Consider the following 15,691-nt stretch of genomic DNA (forward strand, 5'->3'; position numbering starts at 1 on the left):
GATGGTACACGCTGCCCTTGCAATAAAGAACACAGATCAGTTACCCAGTTTTATTGTCGACGTCACGCGCATTGAAGGCGTTGTGACCTACAAGACACTCGATTCAACGGCCGGGTTTGTTCGCTACCAAAACGATGGTGGAATCGAGTACATCTTCGTGAGGGGGCTGTATCGCCGGCAAGGTATCGCCAAACGACTCCTGCAAGAAGTTGAACAGCTCACAAGCTGCAAGCCTTACCCCCTACCCCCGATATCGCCTTTAGGTGCCAAGTTATTTGGCACCTAGTCCGCCTAAGCGAAAGGATGGCGCAATACGATGGTCTCGACTCGATCCGGACCGGTGGATATCACGTCGATCGGCGCACCTACCGTAGACTCGATCCGCTCGATGTAATGACGAGCGGCGGACGGCAGCTCTTCTAAAGTTTTTACGCCGATGGTAGATTCCGTCCATCCCGGCACCTCTTCGTAGACGGGCACCACGTTTGCGTAATCCTCGGCATCGACGGGCGCAGCCATGGCATTGCCATTGGCATCTTCGTAAGCGACACAAATTCGGATCGTTTCTAAACCATCGAGCACATCGAGCTTGGTTAGGCACAAGCCCGATACCGAGTTGATATTGACGGCTTGGCGCAAGGCCACAGCATCAAACCAACCGCAGCGCCGGGGGCGCCCTGTTGTAGCGCCAAATTCGTGGCCGCGTTCGGCCAAACGCGCGCCCGTGGCATCGAACAGCTCCGTCGGGAACGGACCACCACCGACCCGAGTGGTGTACGCTTTGGTAATTCCCAGCACATAATCCAAGTAAAGGGGACCAAAACCGGATCCCGTTGCCGTGCCACCGGCCGTCGTATTCGAACTGGTCACAAAGGGGTAGGTACCGTGATCGATATCGAGCAGTGAACCCTGCGCACCCTCGAATAATATTTTAGCGCCGGCTGCACGATAGGCTTGCAACGCAGCGGTAACGTCCGTCGTCATAGGCAGCAATTCTTCACCCATGGCCATGGCTTCATCGAAGCAAGACAGCACATCAACTGCCTCGGCTTGGTAATACTGGGTTAACACAAAGTTATGATAATCCAGTACTTCACGCAGACGTTCCTCAAAGCGTTTAGGGCTGTTCAAATCTCCCAAACGCAGGCCGCGACGAGCGACTTTATCCTCGTAGGCAGGACCTATACCACGCCCGGTGGTACCAATTTTGGCGTCTCCGCGTTTTAACTCCCGCGCTTTGTCTAACGACACGTGGTAAGGCAAGATCAGCGGGCATGCAGCCGATAACTTCAAGCGATCTCGCACTGGCACACCGGTCGCTTCCAACTTGCGCATTTCGGTCAACAAAGCATCGGGCGCCAGCACAACACCGTTTCCGATCAAACACTGTACGTGGTCACGCAGAATACCCGATGGAATCAAATGCAGTACGGTTTTCTCACCATTAATGACCAGTGTGTGGCCAGCATTGTGGCCACCCTGAAATCGCACTACGACCTCAGCCTGATCGGTCAACAGATCGACAATTTTTCCCTTACCTTCGTCACCCCATTGAGTGCCAAGTACCACTACGTGTTTGTTCATACGTTTGTTTTACCTATTGGACGCACGGTCCAGACATCATCGATCAACACAATTTCGCGATCGCAGCGCTCATCGTGCTCGTTCAGTAAAGCCCGAATAACAATCTGCCCACTTGCGCGCAAATCGTTTATCAGAGACTCGAGTTTTGTATCCATAATTGCCGGCACACTGATGGCGCCTTGTGAATTTGCTTTGTAACGACCTTGAGCTAATAGCGTCTTTAAATCGACCGCAAACCCCGTGGCGGCGCGCGCGCGCCCATAAATTTGCCCAACCGAATCGTAGCGACCGCCGTTGGCCAGAGCTTGCCCTGCGCCCTTGGCGTACGCAGCAAATACGAGCCCCGTGTGATAATTCAACCCGCGCAATTCCGCCAAATCCACATACCAATCAATGTCGTGAGCCACCGCAGACAAGGCCTTGATGACCGTTTCGATTTGATCAATCGCTTGACTCACAGCGGGCACGCTACTACCGAACGTTTGTCGTGCTCGATCTAGGGTGTCGATATCACCGTGCATGTTCATTAGGGCGGTTAGCCATTCTCGTGTTTGCGCTGGCTTATCCTGCAGGGCGACCGCTAAATCTGGCGCTGACTTTCGCTGCAGCGCATCAAAAATATCCGTATCGTCCTGGTCGATGTCAGCCGCGGCAAAGACCGCTTGGTAGACACCCACGTGACCAATATCTAAGGTCAAGGCACCCACGCCCGACGTTCTCAAGGTTTCGATCAACAATCGAATAATTTCGATATCGGCTTGCTCGCTACTGTCGCCGTAAAGTTCCGCTCCGACCTGAATAGGGCAGCGCGATGCCATGAGAGACTTGGGGCGGGTATGCAAGGTCGTGCCGGCATAACACAAACGCGAGACGCCGCGCTTTAAGTACGAGTGGGCATCAATGCGCGCAACCTGAGGCGTAATATCCGCGCGAATACCCAACGTTCTGCCGGTCAGCTGGTCGGTAAGCTTGAACGTCAACAAATCGAGATCAGCACCCAAACCCGTCAGCAAGGACTCGCTGTATTCGATTAAGGGCGGAAACACGAGCTCGTAGCCCCAGTGTTTGTAAAGATCAAGCAGCTCGCGACGCAGTGCCTCTAAGGCGCTGGCCTGTTCGGGCAACACTTCTTCAACCGCTTGCGGTAACTGCCAGTACTTCACTCAGATTCGATCTCAGTTTGCTTGCATGCCCAACTAAAAAATGGACGTCGTGAACAACAAAAAACCGCGGCAGCGAGAACCCCGTGAGGGCACCACTTACCACGGCTGGTATAGTTTACCAGTTTCTGCGCGGGTTACCACCATTTACAGCCCACAAAAGGGGCGCTGTTACGCCCCTTTAATGGTTAGACTCGCTCTACTGCTGACCCTCTGGATTCTTCAGATATTTGAAGAAGTCGCTGTCAGGCTTGAGCAGCAAAATATCACCGGAACCCTGAAATGAGTCCTGGTAAGCTCGCAGGCTTCGAGTAAAGGAGTAAAACTCCTGATCGCTACCAAAAGCCTCGGCGTAGATACGCGTCGCCTCGGCGTCTCCGGTACCGCGAATGGTTTCCGCATCACGATAAGCTTCGGACAGTATGACCGTCACCTCACGATCAGCTGCCGCGCGAATACCTTCGGCGAGCTCCTGACCCTGTGAACGGTGCTCACGGGCTTCTTTTTCACGCTCAGCATTCATACGGCGGTACACAGAGTCGGAAACATCGGGTGGCAAGTCGATCTTTTTGACCCGCACATCCACAACTTCGACGCCAAGCTCCGCTGCGGCCACTTTGTTGAGATCCAGCGTAATGTTGCGCATCAGCTGGTCGCGTTCACCCGATACCACTTCTTGAATGGTACGAATACCGACCTCGTTCCTGAGACCGTCGTTGATACGCTGGGCCAGCAGACCCATCGCGCGCTGCACTTCGCCGTTAGTCGCGGTATAAAACCGCGCTGTGTCAATCACGCGAAATTTAGCGAACGAATCAACGACCAGAGCCTTTTTCTCTTGCGTTAAAAAACGCTCCGCCTGAGCATCAACCGTCAAGACTCGACCATCGAATTTACGCACGTTGTTTACAAACGGGAATTTGACGTGAAGCCCCGGTTGAATATCGGGGTTAACCACTTCACCAAATCGCAGCAGCACACCTTTTTCCGTTTCTTTAATCACGTACAAGGTGTTGTTGAGTATCATCAAAACGAGCGCAGTAAGTACGCTCCAAACCAACGATTTCGTTGACATCTTAACGGCCTCCTCGGTTAGTAGTCGTGCGGCTGCTTGACGCATCTCGACGGAGCTGCTCCGTCACCGCATCGGTAATTTGTCGGAGCGTACGCGAGTCGACAGCCCCAGAGCCATTCACAGCGCTACTCGCCCCGGTTCGCTCCATCAGTTTATCGAGCGGCAGGTACATCATGTTATTACCGCCCTCTACGTCGACCATCACTTTACTCGACTGGCCATAAACCGAGGTGATAGCGTCCAAGTACAAACGTTCGCGCGTGACCTCGGGTGCCTTGCGATACTCAGCCAATAGCTTGGTGAATCGATTGGCCTCACCTTCTGCATTTGCGACCACCTGCTCTAGGTAAGCGTTAGCCTCTTCGATTTGGCGCTGCGCCTGACCACGCGCTTCTGGGATAATACCGTTAGCGTAGGCTTGCGCTTCGTTTTTCACCCGCTCTTCGTCCTCGCGTGCTTTAATGACATCGTCAAAAGCCGCTTGAACCTGCGAGGGCGGCTGAGCATTGTCGACCGTGACCTTAGATACTTGAATACCGGTTTGGTAGTTGTCCAAGAGATTTTGCACGCGCTGCTGTACCTCGAGCGCGATCGCTGCACGACCTTCGGTCAACACCAAATCCATTTTGTTGTCACCCACCACGTGGCGCAGGGCGCTCTGCGTCGCGTGCTGCAATGAAACCTCAGGATCGCGCACCTTAAGAACGAAATGCTCCGGGTTGTTAATCACGTACTGCACCGACATATTCACATCAACAATGTTTTCGTCTTTGGTCAGCATCACCTCACGAAAGCTTTGCGCACGCACCTTGGTGACGTTCAGCTTTATTACTTCGTCAATGAGCGGTGGGTTCCACTGCAAACCCGGCGTCACTGTACTGTGGTACTCACCAAAGCGCAGCACGACCGCACGCTCCTGCTCGTCGATCTGGTAAAAACCCATAACACCCCAGATAACAAGAGCAGCGGCAGCGACGACACCAAAAAATGCTGATGACGCTCCTTTGCTTGGACCACCTGAGCGACCGCCTGAGCCGCCCCCAAAAATAGCGTTGATTTTGTCTTGGACTTTTTTCAGGGCTTCGTCTAAATCTGGTGGCCCCTGATTGCCGCCACTACCCCATGGATCATTGGGCCGATTGTTACCGCCGCCCGGCTCGTTCCACGCCATAACGTACTCCCGTAGTTAGTTCAGTGTTAGTTTAGCAAACTTTTACGCAAAAACCCGTTTACGCACTTTGAATCAGCTCGACCGATCCCGTTTCTTTGGCAATTAAACGATTCCAGTCTGAGCGCGGTAATCGGACGTTTAGCTGCGAGCACCCACGTTCATCGGTTGCTTCTTGCATGACCGCATTCATTCGATACAGCGATGCGCGCAAACGGCCTTGCTCGGGCTTAAGTGAAATCGTTGCGTTGAGCATATCGTCGCCCAGACGCTCGGCAACTGCCTCAAGCAAAAGGTCCAATCCCGCGCCTGTCTTGGCACTCAACCAGACTCGCTCTGGCACCCCATCCGCGTCGCGTTCTATTCGAGGCTCTTGTTCAAGCAAATCCAACTTATTGTAGACATAAAGCCTTGGAATTTTATCGGCGCCTATTTCAGCCAGTACATCAAGGACTTGATGCAAGTTGTCATCGCGCTGATCACTGGCCGCATCAACCACAATGCAAAGAAGTTCCGCGTTTAAGGTTTCTTCTAATGTCGCGTTAAAGGCATCGACCAACTTGTGGGGCAAGTGCGCAATAAAACCCACAGTATCGGCCAAAATAACCTGACCGATCGCGTCCAGCTCAAGCTGTCGAAGCGTAGGGTCTAACGTTGCGAACAACTGGTCAGCGGCATACACATCGGCATCGGTGAGGTGATTAAACAGCGTGCTTTTGCCGGCGTTGGTGTAACCCACCAGAGACACTGTCGGAATCTCAGCGCGCTTGCGAGAGCGGCGCCCCTGATCACGCTGTCGCTGCACTTTGTCGAGTCGCGCCAGAATGGATTTAATGCGGGCACGCAATAAACGTCGGTCCGTTTCTAACTGGGTCTCACCGGGACCACGCAGACCGATGCCGCCTTTTTGACGCTCTAAGTGAGTCCAACCTCGGACAAGACGAGTACTCATGTGCTGCAGCTGCGCGAGCTCGACCTGAAGCTTGCCTTCGTGCGTTCGTGCGCGCTGCGCAAAAATATCAAGAATAAGTCCGGTGCGGTCCAGCACACGGCATTGCAACACCCGCTCAAGGTTACGTTCCTGAGACGGGGTCAGCGCGTGGTTGAACATCACGATCTCGGCCTCGTGGCGCTCCTTGATTTGGCGAATTTCTTCTAGCTTACCGCTACCCACGAAGGTACCGGCGTGCGGCGTAGCTCGTGAGCCAAATACGAATTCAACAGGATCACCACCCGCAGATAAGACAAGCTCCTCGAATTCCCTTGGGTCTTCGCGGTTAACTTCGCTGTCTAGGTGCAAGTGGACGAGCACAGCGCGCTCGCCCGACTCTGGACGCTCAAAGAACACTGGTTGTCAGCACTCCTGGGGTATTCCCATACGCCTCAGCCAAGACTAATCTTCGGCTTCTTCCTCGCCAGGATTCGCCATGGGCATGCGCACCATGCGACCGGGAACAACGGTAGATATTGCATGCTTATACACCATTTGCGACACAGTGTTTTTAAGCAATACAACGAATTGATCAAACGATTCGATTTGACCCTGCAGCTTAATGCCGTTAACCAGATAAATAGAGACTGGGACGCGCTCTTTTCTTAGCAGGTTCAAGTAAGGGTCTTGTAGCGTATGCCCTTTTGACATATTTTTCTCCTTGGTGAGCCAAAACGGCTCGTCATAAAATGTTCCCACATGGGGATATTAGGCTCTGCCCGAACCAAGTCAAATTACCACTTCGTAATACATACGCAGGTAACTCTGACTTGGTTCGAACGCCATCGCGAGGTTGTGGACCTGTCGCTTAGTTTACTCTATTGGGGCAATTTCAGACAATTCAAGATCAGATCTGATGGTTTTTTTGCACCCATTGTCACTTCAGACTCAAAATGCTCAACCAAGTTCCCGTGCGCATCAGTGTAAATCCAAAAAAGATTGGGCCACTTGCGCAACCAGGTGAGTTGTCGCTTTGCCAGCTGTCGAGTTGCCGCAACACCCCGATCAATACACGCTTGCAAGTCAAATTCACCGCCCAAGTACTGCCACACTTGGCGATAACCGACGGCGCGAATCGCAGGCAAATCGGCGTGCAAATCGCCACGCGCTCGCAAAGCTTTAACTTCTTCAATAAAGCCCTGGTCTAACATCAGCTCAAATCGGCGCTCGATACGCTCATGAAGCACAGCACGATCAAACGGTGCAAGCGCAAACTGACTCACACAATACTGCTGAGTTGGCGCAACGCGCTCTTGGCTTTGCTGCTGCCACTGCGACAAAGGGGTTCCACTTAATCGGTACACTTCTAGAGCACGCGTGATACGGCTGGAATGATTCGGGTGAATATTGGCCGCAGTGATGGGATCGACAGCCTCGAGCTGGGCATGTAAGGCAGGCCATCCCAGCAAGTCCGCCTCCGTTTCGATCGCTGCACGCATATTTGGCTCACTCTCTGGCATGGGCGACAGGCCCTCTAGAAAAGCCTTAAAGTACAGCATGGTGCCACCCACAAGAATGGGAGTACGCCCTCGGGCAATGATATCGGCTACCGCTCTATCCGCGTCTCTGACAAAATCGGCGACATTGTAAGGTTCCGATGGGTCGCGAATATCGATGAGGTGATGCGGATAATCGGGTTTTGCCGAGCCTATATCCAAACCTCGATAGACCAGGGCAGAATCCACACTGATGAGCTCGCCGTTTACAGCCTCGACTAGATCTATCGCCAGATCGGTCTTACCGGACGCGGTCGGGCCCATGAGGCAAATCACCGAAGGCTGGGTCACTAACGACCCCGCAAGAACAGTTTATCGAGCTCGGTCAAGCTTAACTGCGTCCAGGTTGGGCGCCCATGGTTGCACTGCCCGGCACGCTCAGTTGCCTCAATGTCGCGCAGCAAGGCGTTCATCTCTGGTATCGTCAAACTCCGATTAGCTCGCACGGATCCATGGCAGGCCATGGTTGACAGAATCGCCTCGCGCTCGGCAGCAATGCGGTCAGATTGACCGTACTCCGCCAAATCCGACAGCACATCGCGTACCAGTTGCTCCATGTCGGCGGATCGCAGCAAGGTAGGAACCGAGCGAATTAACAAAGACTCTTCACTCGCGGGCTCTAACTGCAAACCCAAACCCACAAACACAGCTTCGTGTTCGCGAGCCAACTCAACCTCTTTTTGGCTAACCGCGATCGCTTGTGGCACCAACAGGGGCTGTGAGCGCACCCCCTCAGAAGCATCGGCTTCTTTAAGACGCTCGTAGGTAATGCGCTCATGAGCAGCGTGCATATCGACCAACACCAAACCCTGAGCGTTCTCCGACAAGATGTAAATACCCTGTAGCTGGGCCAAGGCATAACCGAGTGGCGGGGCCTCCTCCTCAGACGACTGCTCGGGCAAGGGCACTGGGTGCAGGCGCCCGTAACTGCTCATCTGTGACTGCACCGCCAATGGACTTGGCCTATTCGATGAACCAACATCTGGCCGATGCGACATTCCGCCCCAACTCAAGGCGCCTTGACTCACCTCACCCGTGTGGGTATCCAAGTGACCGCCCTCCGCCAGAGGCTGAAAGCGCTCGGAGCTTACCAACTGATCGGCCGGACGCACATCTGCCAAGGCCCGATGCAAGGTCGAAAACAAAAAGTTATGCACTTCTCTGCTGTCTCTAAAGCGCACCTCGTGCTTGGTTGGATGCACATTGACATCCACCAAGGCTGGGTTAATAGTCAAGTACAATACAAAGGCGGGATGGCGGCCGTGATACAGCACGTCGCGGTAAGCCTGTTTAATGGCATGAGCCACCAGCTTGTCGCGAATGACACGGCCGTTCACAAAAAAATACTGCAGATCGGCCTGCGATCGTGAAAAGGTCGGCAAGCCGACCCAGCCACTCAAACCCAAGCCACTGCGCTCACTGTCAATGTGCACTACCTGGTCGATAAAAGCGGGACCGCAAATGGTCGCCACACGCCTTTGCTGCGCCGCGGTGGAGTCAGCGACCGGTAAATTCAACACCACACGACCGTTATGCGACAGACTAAACGCCACATCAAACCGCGCCAGTGCCAATCGTTTGACAACCTCTTCTAGATGGTTAAATTCGGTTTTTTCGGTGCGCAAAAACTTGCGGCGCGCGGGAGTGTTAAAAAATAGGTCCCGCACATCGACCGTGGTCCCTTGCGGATGCGGCGTCGGTCGCACTGCGACCACTTGATCGCGGCCTTCCGACTCAGCCAGCACACCAGCGCTTGCGTCCGACGATGCATTCGTACTCAGTGCCAGCCTCGAAACCGAGGCAATACTGGCCAGCGCCTCGCCACGAAAACCCAGGCTCGATACCGCCTCTAGGTCATCCAACGATACGATTTTAGAGGTCGCGTGGCGAGCCAAGGCTAACGGCAGGTCATCGCTCTCGATACCTTGCCCGTTGTCGCGGACACGAATACGCTTAACACCGCCACCCTCGACCTCAATATCAATGCGCGTCGCCCCCGCATCTAAACTGTTTTCTACCACCTCTTTTACGACCGAGGCCGGTCGCTCAACCACCTCACCGGCCGCTATTTGGTTGGCCAATTGGGGACTTAAACTGTGAATGCGGGCCATAGCTTAACTTCTCGGAATAACGAGCGTTTGGCCAACCAAAATTCGCGACCCGTTAATATTGTTGTGTGAGCGCAATGACTCCACCGACACCTTAAATTTTTGCGCAATACCCGACAGGGTATCACCGCGCGCGATCGTGTAGGTTTGCTGGCCCTGCTCCTTGGACCAGGCCACATACGTGCCAGGCGGTGGCTGAGCGTAAAAGTGGTCACTCACTCCCGCAAATATGGCATTCGCCATTTTACGGCGATAAGCACTGTTGTTTAACCGTCGCGCCTCAGTTGGGTTCGAAATAAACCCCGTTTCGACCAGTATCGATGGAATATCGGGTGACTTAAGTACGGCAAACGCCGCTTGCTCGACGTGGTCTTTATGCAAGCGCGCCACATTACCCATTTCGGCCAGAACGCTGGAACCCATTTGCAAACTGCGATCTAAGGTCGAAGTCATCGATAAGTCGGTCAGCACACTGGCAAGCACATCGTCTTTATCCGACAAGGTCACACCACCGACCAAGTCAGCGGCGTTCTCGCGTTGCGCCAAATAACGCGCCGCAGTACTCGAGGCACCGCGCAAAGACAACGCATAAACCGACGCGCCATTCGCCTGAGGGTTCGTAAATGCATCGGCATGAATCGAAATAAACACATCGGCTTGCGCGTCTCGCGCCAACTTTCGTCGCCCCGACAAGGACACGTAATAATCACCGGTCCGAATCATGACCGGCTGGTAACCTTTGGCATCCTCAAATAATTGACGCAGTTCAGCCGCAATAGCTAAGACAACCTTTTTTTCTTGAATTTTACCGGGGCCAATCGCGCCCGGGTCTTCCCCCCCGTGACCGGCATCGATAGCGACGATAATGTCGCGCTTCTCAGAGTTATCGACCTTTCTCGCAACCACTTTTGGTGGCGCCGCGGGATCGACCAAATCAATAACTAATCGATCTTTTTTGGTATCTGTTGCCTTCAAGGCAAAACTGCGCGGCTTGACTTGGCTTTTTAAATCTAAAACCACACGAATATCACGATCGTTACGAACCGCCGTCCTCACGCCCTTGATTGGCGTGCCGTCAAGCTCGAGGTCAGGTGTCGATCCCCACTCAGCCTTTTTAATGTCGATGACCAGCCGATCCGGATTCTTAAGTTCGAGCAGAGTGTGATCTGCAGGCTCCGACAAATCAAACACCAAGCGCGTATGATCGGGCGCTCGCCACAAACGTAGCTCCTCGATTTTTGCCGACAGCGCGCTCTCCGATAAAAGCAAACACAGCACGACAAGACCAAGACGCCAACGCAGAACCATTACGACAGGCACTCCATGACCGCCCACCCTTTGCTAGAGCATGCTGTGACAGCAATCGTTCGACCTAACATTGCGTGCTCAAGGGTAATGACGATATCGGCCTTGGGCAGCAGATCAGCCGCCCGCTCAGGCCACTCAACCAGGCAAATGCTGTGTTCATTAAAGTAAGTTTCTACTCCCAAGTAATGCAGTTCATCGGGGTCAGCAATACGATACAGATCAAAATGATACACCGGTGGCTGAATGTGCTCGTAAGGCTCAACCAAGGTATAGGTCGGGCTTTTGACCGCGCCCTTGTGCCCTAAAAACTGAATAATGGCGCGGCTCAGCGTCGTTTTACCGGCACCCAGTTCACCGCGTAATTCAATCATGAGGCCGGGCTTCAAGCAGGCAGCCAATGCTTGACCAAAATCTAGCAAGGCTTCTTCGCTCTGAAGTTCTCGAACCAGATTAACCACCCAAGCGCTCCTGTAAATAAGGCATTAACTGAGTCGCTCTCAACCCGCGCAAACCGAATTTAGCGGCAGCCAGATCGGCCGCATCACCATGCAAACAAACACCGAGCTCGGTCGCAAACACCGCATCGGGGATCTGTGCCAGCAACGCACCCAGGACCCCACTTAACACATCGCCCATACCGCCAGACGCCATGCCAGCATTACCGAAGTCACTCAAGCCGACACCTCGGTGAGAACTCACCAGACTACCAGCACCTTTGAGCACGACGACACCATCAATAAGTGCCTGTAACGCGCGGCTCGCAGCCAATCTGTCACTCTGTACCTGCGCAGTTGTCTGCCCCAGCATTCTGGCGGCCTCGCCGGGGTGCGGAGTTACCACCACCGGCGCCGTTCGCGCTGCCAAGCGTCCCAGCCATTGCTTTGTCACCAAAATATTCAGCGCATCAGCATCCACCACTAAGGGTTGATCGCGCTCTAACACCACTTGCAATAACTGCTCGGACCAAGGGCTTTGACCTAGACCCGGCCCAATCACTACGACCGACATCCCAGCAAGCAAGTTATCCAACTCGTGACGGTTCGCGACGGCGTGAACCATGACCTCTGGAGTTCGAGCCAACACGGCCGAGACATGCTCCGCGCGTGTTGCCACAGACACCAAGCCCGCGCCACAACTCAAGGCCGCCTCCGCGGCCATTGCTACAGCGCCACCAAAACCGTAATCCCCCCCAACCACTAACACATGCCCATAAAGACCCTTGTGGGAATTCGCTTGGCGGGGTGCCAAGTTTGCCAGCAACGCAGGAAGATTAAGGCGCTCAGCAACCGGCGAATGCGCCGCAAAGACTGGGTCGGGAACCTCTAAATCCGAGTAGTGCAAAAAGCCGGCGCAATCGGGCCCATTACCGGTAAACAATCCGAATTTCAAAGCAATAAAGGTCACCGTGATATCGGCTTTGACCGCCTCGCCGAGTTCGCGGCCGGTATCGCTACACAAACCCGATGGCACATCCACGGCAACAACAGGCGCCGCGCTCGCATTCATCCAAGCAATCGCGCGCAAAGCGTCGCCCTGCACGTCGCGATTCAAGCCCGTGCCCAAGAGGGCATCGACAATAAGCCAGTCCTGGTCGAACGGTGTATCGGGCAGATCGACAAATTCTATGCCGACTTCAAGGCACAAGGCATAAGCCCTGGCCGCATCGCCTGTGAGCGCCTCGGGCGACCTGCTGAGGCACACCTGCACTTCTCGCCCGCGATTTTTGGCCAGCCATGCCACGAGCAGCCCATCGCCACCGTTGTTCCCACCACCACAAACCACAAACAGGGGAAGGTTCGGCTCAAACGATTCGGATACAAGCTCATACACAACGCGAGCAGCGCGCGACATCAACGTAAAACCGCTGACCCCGCTAGCGATCGCACTGGCATCAATGGCGCGCGTTTGCGCCGCCAAATACAAGGCCGACTCGCGCGCAAAATAACTTGAGGGGGCTTTCGACATGCAAAAAAAAACTTTATCCGTTACTCTGCCAGCATTATAGGCATGCCTTAAGCATAAACCCAATCCCGTGACCGACCTCAATTTACATTCGCTTAGCGAACAACTCCAAACCTGGGCTCACGACTTGGGCTTTGCCGCCATGGGTATTAGCGACATCGACCTCAAGGAACACCCCAATTACCTGCAGCGCTGGCTCGATAAGGGCTATCACGGCACCATGAACTTTATGGCCGCACACGGCGAGAAGCGCTGGCGTCCAGAGTTGCTCGAACCGGGCACTCTGCGCGTCATATCCCTCCGCATGGATTACCTACCCGAGAACACCCATGCTCTTGACGTATTGGAAGAGCCCAATAAAGGCTACATCGCCCGCTACACCTTGGGTCGCGATTATCACAAACTGGTGCGCAAACGCTTAGCGACACTGGCCAAACGCCTGCAGGATGCCGCGGGTGGACACCATCGAGCCTTCGTAGACAGCGCGCCGGTATTGGAGCGTGCGATTGCTGAACAGGCGGGACTGGGTTGGATTGGCAAAAACACCATGCTCATCAACGACAAGGCCGGCTCGTGGTTCTTTCTAGGCGAAATCTACACCGACCTGCCGCTACCGGTATCGGCCCCAAAAACCGAGAAGCACTGCGGGTCGTGCACTGCCTGCTTAGACATTTGCCCAACACAAGCCTTTGTCGGCCCCTTTGAGTTAGACGCTCGTAAATGCATTTCGTATCTAACCATCGAGCACAAAGGCAGTATTGATACCGCGCTTCGCTCGAAAATCGGCAACCGAATTTTTGGCTGCGACGATTGCCAACTGTTTTGCCCATGGAATAAATTCGCCAAACCCACCCAAGAGTCGGACTTTAAGCCACGCCACAGCTTAGACAATATCGATTTGGTCGAGCTATTTTTGTGGGATGAGCACACCTACCTCGATCGCACCGAGGGCTCAGCACTGCGACGCATCGGCTATGAACGCTGGTTGCGCAACATCGCAGTGGCTTTGGGCAATGCCCCTAGCACCATTCCCGTTATTGAGGCACTGAAATTACGTTTGTCGTTTCCCAGCGAGTTAGTGCAGGAGCATGTTGTTTGGGCGCTGGAGCAACATAACGTTGATGTGTAATCGCGAGTCACACAGAGCACTGTAACCGGGCCTAGCCCTACAGGTTCCCTCTCGAGCCTGCGGTCGACTGGCTCGCACACGCCGTTGTCTCGAACACCACAATGCCAGCAACACCCGCATCGCTGTGACGACCATCAGCGAAATATCGCTCCCATTGGCACTCAAAGAAACCTCTAGCGCTCTCCCTCACTTAGTGGGTGCGTGATATTTGATGCTACGTAGAAGTTTCCGTGGTTCCGTGGTTCCGTGGTTCCGTGGTTCCGTGGTTCCGTGGTTCACCTACAGTTGCATAAGCATAGACACAAACAGTATTTCACAGACGCCGTGCCTATTCGTATCCTGCACCGCATCACATCATGTGGGACCTTGCCATGATCTTAAGCCAACAAGAAATCGAGGAAGCCAATCATCGTTTGCGCAACGCAGCGCCAACAGACGTGATTCGCTGGGCCGTTGGCTTGGGCAGCTCCACCATTGCGTCTACCAGCTTTGGCGTTAATGCGGGCGCACTGCTGCATATGATCGCGCAGACCACGCCCAAATTGCCGATCGTGTGGGTCGACTCCGGCTATAACGTCGCCGATACCTATCGAGTGGCTGATACCTTAACGCAACAATTACGCTTGAACCTGCACGTGTACAGCCCAGCGATGACCGCAGAGCGCCGCAATGCGATTCGCGGCGGCATACCGACCCTAGACGAGGCGGAACGCCATGCAGCGTTTACGCGCGAAGTCAAACTCGAGCCTTTCGAGCGAGCACTTGCAGAGCACAAGCCCAAAGTGTGGATTAGCGGAATCCGACGCGAAGAGACCGATCACCGCAAGTCATTGGATATCGTTTCTGTGGATGCGCGAGGCATCCTAAAAATCGCGCCCGTGTTTTATTGGACCGAACAGCAAATACACCACTACATGAGAGAACACGCCATTCCCTCATGCAAACACTATTTTGATCCAACGAAAGTCTTGAACGGCCGCGAGTGCGGACTGCACACCGCCGCTTAGCCTTAGCCCATTATCGCGCCGACAGTGATCCCTAGGGCGATAGTGAACAAGAAAAAGCCCGCGACCATTTTAAACAGCGATTTCATGTCTTTCGCGTCTTGCGTTTGATCGTCTTGGGTCATGTGATTAGCCATAAGATTTCCCTTTTTATTGATTTTAATTCCATGCACATGGCGTAAAATGCCCCATCATTGATTTTACTGCTTTGACCTAAATCAAAGCCGCAGTGAGGAGCCATGTTTACCGCTCAAGATGACCTTAAGCTCGCTCTTCGGGGCCTGCTTGATCAAGAATACGATGTCACCGCCAACAGTGCCAACTTTGGCTCGTTGCTGTATCACAGTCTGCCCGATCTAAACTGGGTCGGTTTTTATTGGTTGCAAGACAACGAGCTTGTCCTGGGTGCCTTTCAAGGCAAACCCGCCTGCGTGCGCATTCCCCTTGGACGCGGCGTCTGTGGAACCGCTGCGGCAACCCAAGAACCCCAAATCGTGGCGGATGTGCACGCATTCCCGGGCCATATTGCCTGCGATGCCGACTCTCGATCTGAGCTCGTGTTACCCGTGATCGTCAACAACAGCTTACTGGGCGTGCTTGATCTAGACAGCCCCATTGCAAACCGCTTTGACAGCCAAACCGTAACATTGGTATCGGATTTATTATCGATTTGGTGTGCGCACCAGTACGCGAATATTTAAGGATT

General features: G+C 54.0%; 16 protein-coding genes. 4 read left to right on the top strand and 12 right to left on the bottom strand.

The window, feature by feature from the left end; genetic code table 11:
* Position 1 precedes the first annotated feature (1 nt).
* A complete protein-coding gene (locus EYZ66_RS12040) occupies positions 2-286 on the top strand; it encodes a GNAT family N-acetyltransferase (protein WP_009575734.1) in 285 nt (94 codons plus the stop codon).
* 5 nt (positions 287-291) lie between these two features.
* On the opposite strand, the gene EYZ66_RS12045 is transcribed toward EYZ66_RS12040, so the two are convergent.
* From EYZ66_RS12045 to EYZ66_RS12095, 11 genes are all read right to left on the bottom strand, one after another.
* Positions 292-1,584: an adenylosuccinate synthase gene (locus EYZ66_RS12045; protein ID WP_009575735.1), complete on the bottom strand. Its 1,293-nt coding sequence runs from the start codon at positions 1,582-1,584 to the stop codon at positions 292-294.
* Entirely contained in the window at positions 1,581-2,747 is a 1,167-nt protein-coding gene (locus EYZ66_RS12050; RefSeq protein ID WP_009575736.1) for an ATP phosphoribosyltransferase regulatory subunit, read from the bottom strand. The genes EYZ66_RS12045 and EYZ66_RS12050 overlap by 4 nt, the downstream gene beginning before the upstream one ends.
* A gap of 196 nt (positions 2,748-2,943) precedes the next feature.
* Complete coding sequence (gene hflC, locus EYZ66_RS12055) at positions 2,944-3,819, bottom strand: protease modulator HflC (protein WP_009575737.1); 876 nt, start codon at positions 3,817-3,819, stop codon at positions 2,944-2,946.
* Between the two features lies 1 nt (position 3,820).
* Complete coding sequence (gene hflK / locus EYZ66_RS12060; protein WP_009575738.1) at positions 3,821-4,990, bottom strand: FtsH protease activity modulator HflK; 1,170 nt, start codon at positions 4,988-4,990, stop codon at positions 3,821-3,823.
* A gap of 58 nt (positions 4,991-5,048) precedes the next feature.
* Entirely contained in the window at positions 5,049-6,335 is a 1,287-nt protein-coding gene (gene hflX, locus EYZ66_RS12065; protein ID WP_009575739.1) for a ribosome rescue GTPase HflX, read from the bottom strand.
* A gap of 45 nt (positions 6,336-6,380) precedes the next feature.
* Positions 6,381-6,629, bottom strand: a complete 249-nt coding sequence (gene hfq, locus EYZ66_RS12070; RefSeq protein ID WP_009575740.1) for an RNA chaperone Hfq — start codon at positions 6,627-6,629, stop codon at positions 6,381-6,383.
* Positions 6,630-6,796: 167 nt separating this feature from the next.
* On the bottom strand, positions 6,797-7,738 hold the full coding sequence (miaA, locus tag EYZ66_RS12075) for a tRNA (adenosine(37)-N6)-dimethylallyltransferase MiaA (protein ID WP_009575741.1): 942 nt from the start codon (positions 7,736-7,738) through the stop codon (positions 6,797-6,799).
* 26 nt (positions 7,739-7,764) lie between these two features.
* A complete protein-coding gene (gene mutL, locus EYZ66_RS12080; RefSeq protein WP_009575742.1) occupies positions 7,765-9,585 on the bottom strand; it encodes a DNA mismatch repair endonuclease MutL in 1,821 nt (606 codons plus the stop codon).
* Between the two features lie 3 nt (positions 9,586-9,588).
* Positions 9,589-10,890 carry an N-acetylmuramoyl-L-alanine amidase gene (locus EYZ66_RS12085; protein ID WP_009575743.1) on the bottom strand — a complete coding sequence of 434 codons (1,302 nt, stop codon included), beginning with the start codon at positions 10,888-10,890 and terminating at the stop codon, positions 9,589-9,591.
* The gene (gene tsaE, locus EYZ66_RS12090) at positions 10,890-11,348 is read right to left on the bottom strand and encodes a tRNA (adenosine(37)-N6)-threonylcarbamoyltransferase complex ATPase subunit type 1 TsaE (protein ID WP_009575744.1); all 459 of its coding nucleotides are present in this window, start codon (positions 11,346-11,348) and stop codon (positions 10,890-10,892) included. Before tsaE ends, EYZ66_RS12085 begins: the two co-directional genes overlap by 1 nt.
* Complete coding sequence (locus EYZ66_RS12095; protein WP_009575745.1) at positions 11,341-12,855, bottom strand: bifunctional ADP-dependent NAD(P)H-hydrate dehydratase/NAD(P)H-hydrate epimerase; 1,515 nt, start codon at positions 12,853-12,855, stop codon at positions 11,341-11,343. Before EYZ66_RS12095 ends, tsaE begins: the two co-directional genes overlap by 8 nt.
* A gap of 67 nt (positions 12,856-12,922) precedes the next feature.
* On the opposite strand from EYZ66_RS12095, the gene queG reads away from it, so the two are divergent.
* Both queG and EYZ66_RS12105 read left to right on the top strand, forming a co-directional pair.
* Positions 12,923-13,981: a tRNA epoxyqueuosine(34) reductase QueG gene (gene queG / locus EYZ66_RS12100; protein ID WP_160195687.1), complete on the top strand. Its 1,059-nt coding sequence runs from the start codon at positions 12,923-12,925 to the stop codon at positions 13,979-13,981.
* Positions 13,982-14,352: 371 nt separating this feature from the next.
* Positions 14,353-14,988 (top strand): phosphoadenosine phosphosulfate reductase domain-containing protein, encoded by a 636-nt coding sequence (locus EYZ66_RS12105; protein WP_160195688.1) that lies wholly within the window; start codon positions 14,353-14,355, stop codon positions 14,986-14,988.
* A 2-nt stretch (positions 14,989-14,990) separates the two neighbouring features.
* Here the strand turns inward: EYZ66_RS12105 and EYZ66_RS14370 are convergent, their stop codons facing one another.
* Positions 14,991-15,122: a hypothetical protein gene (locus EYZ66_RS14370; RefSeq protein ID WP_009577376.1), complete on the bottom strand. Its 132-nt coding sequence runs from the start codon at positions 15,120-15,122 to the stop codon at positions 14,991-14,993.
* A gap of 102 nt (positions 15,123-15,224) precedes the next feature.
* On the opposite strand from EYZ66_RS14370, the gene EYZ66_RS12110 reads away from it, so the two are divergent.
* Positions 15,225-15,686, top strand: coding sequence for a GAF domain-containing protein (locus EYZ66_RS12110; RefSeq protein WP_009577377.1), 462 nt, complete (start codon positions 15,225-15,227; stop codon positions 15,684-15,686).
* The last annotated feature ends 5 nt before the right edge of the window (positions 15,687-15,691 follow it).

Origin of the sequence: Aequoribacter fuscus (genome assembly GCF_009910365.1) — a bacterium.
In the GTDB taxonomy this organism is placed as follows: domain Bacteria; phylum Pseudomonadota; class Gammaproteobacteria; order Pseudomonadales; family Halieaceae; genus Aequoribacter; species Aequoribacter fuscus.

Bases quoted from the DNA above. Each gene is read 5' to 3' on its own strand.
- EYZ66_RS12040 (WP_009575734.1), top strand. From the start codon at position 2: ATGGTACACGCTGCCCTTGCAATAAAGAACACAGATCAGTTACCCAGT.
- EYZ66_RS12045 (WP_009575735.1), bottom strand. From the start codon at position 1,584: ATGAACAAACACGTAGTGGTACTTGGCACTCAATGGGGTGACGAAGGT.
- hflC (WP_009575737.1), bottom strand. From the start codon at position 3,819: ATGTCAACGAAATCGTTGGTTTGGAGCGTACTTACTGCGCTCGTTTTG.
- hflK (WP_009575738.1), bottom strand. From the start codon at position 4,990: ATGGCGTGGAACGAGCCGGGCGGCGGTAACAATCGGCCCAATGATCCA.
- hfq (WP_009575740.1), bottom strand. From the start codon at position 6,629: ATGTCAAAAGGGCATACGCTACAAGACCCTTACTTGAACCTGCTAAGA.
- miaA (WP_009575741.1), bottom strand. From the start codon at position 7,738: ATGGGCCCGACCGCGTCCGGTAAGACCGATCTGGCGATAGATCTAGTC.
- mutL (WP_009575742.1), bottom strand. From the start codon at position 9,585: ATGGCCCGCATTCACAGTTTAAGTCCCCAATTGGCCAACCAAATAGCG.
- EYZ66_RS12085 (WP_009575743.1), bottom strand. From the start codon at position 10,890: ATGGTTCTGCGTTGGCGTCTTGGTCTTGTCGTGCTGTGTTTGCTTTTA.
- EYZ66_RS12095 (WP_009575745.1), bottom strand. From the start codon at position 12,855: ATGTCGAAAGCCCCCTCAAGTTATTTTGCGCGCGAGTCGGCCTTGTAT.
- EYZ66_RS12105 (WP_160195688.1), top strand. From the start codon at position 14,353: ATGATCTTAAGCCAACAAGAAATCGAGGAAGCCAATCATCGTTTGCGC.
- EYZ66_RS14370 (WP_009577376.1), bottom strand. From the start codon at position 15,122: ATGGCTAATCACATGACCCAAGACGATCAAACGCAAGACGCGAAAGAC.
- EYZ66_RS12110 (WP_009577377.1), top strand. From the start codon at position 15,225: ATGTTTACCGCTCAAGATGACCTTAAGCTCGCTCTTCGGGGCCTGCTT.